4 protein-coding genes are annotated in these 3,301 nt (G+C 64.0%); 3 read left to right on the top strand and 1 reads right to left on the bottom strand.

Translation table 11 applies throughout. The annotated features are described in order from the left end of the window. A partial coding sequence (locus AC1D00_RS32915; protein ID WP_477013540.1) for a S41 family peptidase occupies nt 1-497 on the bottom strand: 497 nt, incomplete at its 3' end. 307 nt (nt 498-804) lie between these two features. On the opposite strand from AC1D00_RS32915, the gene AC1D00_RS32920 reads away from it, so the two are divergent. The 3 genes from AC1D00_RS32920 (at nt 805) to AC1D00_RS32930 (ending at nt 2,953) form a co-directional block, all read left to right on the top strand. After that, nucleotides 805-1,938, top strand: coding sequence for an alpha-hydroxy acid oxidase (locus AC1D00_RS32920; RefSeq protein ID WP_135175217.1), 1,134 nt, complete (start codon nt 805-807; stop codon nt 1,936-1,938). Nucleotides 1,939-1,952: 14 nt separating this feature from the next. Next, on the top strand, nt 1,953-2,579 hold the full coding sequence (locus AC1D00_RS32925; RefSeq protein WP_404556648.1) for an HAD family hydrolase: 627 nt from the start codon (nt 1,953-1,955) through the stop codon (nt 2,577-2,579). 167 nt (nt 2,580-2,746) lie between these two features. Further along, complete coding sequence (locus AC1D00_RS32930) at nt 2,747-2,953, top strand: hypothetical protein (RefSeq protein WP_477013541.1); 207 nt, start codon at nt 2,747-2,749, stop codon at nt 2,951-2,953. Nucleotides 2,954-3,301: the final 348 nt, after the last annotated feature.

The following is a 3,301-nucleotide window of genomic DNA, read 5'->3' on the forward strand; positions in this document are numbered from 1 at the left end:
GTCTTGGTGTCGACCGGGCCCTTCATCTTGTTGACGGCCTGCTCGAGCGTCATGCCCTGCACGGCATCGCCATCGATCTTGCTGATGAGGTCGCCGGACATGATGCCGGCCTTGGACGCCGGCGTGTCGTCGATCGGCGAGACAACCTTGACCAGGCCCTCCTCCATCGTGACCTCGATGCCGAGCCCGCCGAACTCGCCGGAGGTAGTCTCCTGCATCTCGGTCCAGGCCTTGTCGTTCATGTAGCGCGAATGCGGATCGAGCGAGGTCACCATGCCGGTGATCGCGCCTTCGATCAGCTTGGCATTGTCGGGCTTCTCGACATAGCTCGCCTTCACGCGCTCGAAGACTTCGCCGAACAAGTTGAGCTGGGAATAGGCATCATCCGCACTCGCTGCCGCCCGTGCCGCCCACACGCCGCCGTGCGGACTGGCTACCAGAAGAGTCAAACACGCTCCGGTGAGCGCGCCCAGGGGGAACAGCAGGGATTTCCGCATGGATAGGCTGGCCTTTTTGCTTTGGCGGTTCTCTTGGGGCTTGGGAGGCGCCATGCAGATGGCGATCCAGCTCGCTTCTCACAATACCATTCTGGTTTCTTCAAGGCCGGGCGGCCACGCCGGCGCCTACACCGTAAAAATCCCTTCGCCCGGACCTAAACTTTTGGCAACGTTCCGAAACCGTTTCGCGCAATGCCGCAACCGGTCGACCGACCCACGCCTCGCAGCTATGCGATTTTAGGATGGTTTTGGAGAGCCGGACGGGTTAGGCGATGAAACAAGGCTTCAAATTCTCGGGAGGATAATAATGAACGAAGCACCCCGCATCCGGCCGGAAAGGAACGTCGAACTCGGCGCCAGCAGCGAGCCGTTCCAGAACCTGCACGAATTCATCCGGAAGGCGCGCGCCAACCTCAACCAGAATGCCTGGGACTATATCGTCGGCGCCGCCGAGACCGAGACCACGATGCGCCGCAACCGGATGGCGCTGGACGAGATCGCCTTCCGCCCGCGCGTGCTGCGCGACGTGCGCAAGGTCGATGGCTCCGTCGAGCAGTTCGGCCGCAGGATGCGCCTGCCGGTGGTGCTCGCACCGGTCGGCGCGCTCGAGATCTTCGACCCGGATGGCGCCGCGAGCGTCGCCCGGGCCGCCGGCACCTTCGGTGCGGCGCACATGCTGAGCTCGGTGTCCGAGCCCGGCCTGGAGAAGACCGCCGAGGCCGCTCCCGATGCGCTGCGCCTGTTCCAGCTCTATGTGCGCGGCGACGACGCCTACGTCGCCGATGTCGTCAGCCGGGCCGAAAAGCACGGCTACGCCGCCTTCTGCCTGACCGTCGACACCGCCCATTACAGCCGTCGCGAACGTGACATCGCCAAGCGCTACGTTCGCGAGAGCCGCCTGCGCGCCACCGGCGGCGAATTCCAGAAGGGCCTGGAGTGGCGGACCGTGAAGATGATCAAGGACAAGTTCAAGATTCCGCTGATCCTCAAGGGTATCGCCACCGCCGAGGACGCGCTGATCGCGATCGATCACGGCGTCGAATGGATCTACGTCTCCAACCATGGCGGCCGCCAGCTCGATCACGGCCGCGGCGCCATGCATGTGCTGCCTGAGATCGTCGAGGCCGTGAAGGGCCGCGCCAAGATCATGGTCGATGGCGGCTTCGGCCGCGGCACCGACATCGTCAAGGCGATCGCGGCGGGCGCGGACCTCGTCGGCATCGGCCGGTTGCAATGCTGGGCGCTGGCGGCGGCCGGCGAAGCCGGCGTGACGCGGATGCTGGAGCTTCTGGAGGACGAGGTGCTGCGCTGCCTCGGCCTGTTGGGCGCCACCTCGTTCGCCGAGGTCAACAAGTCCTGCCTGCATCAGGCAACTGCAACGAATGCGCCGAGCGTGTTCAGCGCGTTCCCGCTGTTCGACCACGAACCTTACCGATACTGATCTGAAAGGATGCAATGACCTCGCTCTCTCCMGGCAGCGCGGATGCGCTTTTGTTCGATCTCGGGCGCGTCGTGCTCGACATCGATTTCTCCAAGGCGATCGCCTGCTGGGCGGGGCATGCCGGCTGCAAGCCGGAGGCGATCGTTGCCCGCTTTGTGCGTGACAGCGAGGCCTACCGGTTGCACGAGGTCGGCAAGATCAGCGACGAGGACTATTTCGCCTCGCTGCGCGCCTCGCTCGGGATCGGCATCTCGGATGCGCAATTCCTCGAGGGCTGGAACGCGATCTTCGCGGGCGAGATGCCTGATATCGCGGAGTTGTTGCCGCGCGCGGCGAAGCGGATGCCGCTCTACGCCTTCTCCAACACCAACCGGCCGCATGTCGACCATTTCTCGAAGGAATATGCCGGCCTGCTCGGCCATTTCCGCGAGCTTTACCTGTCGTCCAGCATCGGCCTGCGCAAGCCGGACGCGGCGGCTTTCGACCATGTCGTGGCGGCCATCGGCGTGCCCGCCAGGCGCATCGTGTTCTTCGACGACCTCGCCGAAAACGTCGAGGGGGCGCGGGCGCGCGGATTGACCGCGGTGCATGTGACCTCGCCCCGCGATGTCGGCGATGCGCTCAAAGCGCTGGGAATCTGATCGAGGCGCATCGGCCGGCGGGTGAAACCGTTGAGTTCCCCGGAACCGATCTGGCCCGAGATCAGGAACCAAATCGCTTTGTACATTTTTATACAGAGTTCCGGGAACGGAATGCCCGCTTCCGGACTCTTGAGTCCGTTGGGACTTCTACGGACGGACGCATCATCGTGTTGGGCAAGAGCTACCTCACCAAACAAGCCTCTCTTCTGCTCGAATTCGCCAGAACAACGTCGGATTCTGACCTCTCCGCCAAGCTGATCAGCAAGGCCGCCGACCTGAAATCCCAGGCCGATCCGCTGCCCGACAAGGATCAAGGCCCCAAAGCTCCCGACGTGGCGCCGGACGCCCGTCCGGACCAGCAAACCGGTCGTTGACCGATGCTGGCCGTGGCTCTCGTCATTGTCGTCTTTGCCATGGCCACGCTCGTACCGGTCTTTCTGATCGTCCGGACTATGCCACGCCGCACTTGGCGCTCTCCATAGAAGGGCGGCCGACGACAGGATGAATTATCCCGCTTCGTCGCTGTTTTGCCTCTGCGCCCGCACTCGGATAGAACGTTCCGCGTTCATTCGCCCGAACGTGCCCAGCAGGAGTCTTCCCCGTGGCCTTGATGCCGGTTTCTGACGCGCTCGCCGCGGTGCTGGCCGGCGTGAAGCCGCTGCCTGAAGAGATGATTCCACTCGACGAAGCCTACCACCACGTGCTCGCGCGCGACGTCGCGG

It is taken from the genome of Bradyrhizobium sp. P2_E8 (genome assembly GCF_056403875.1).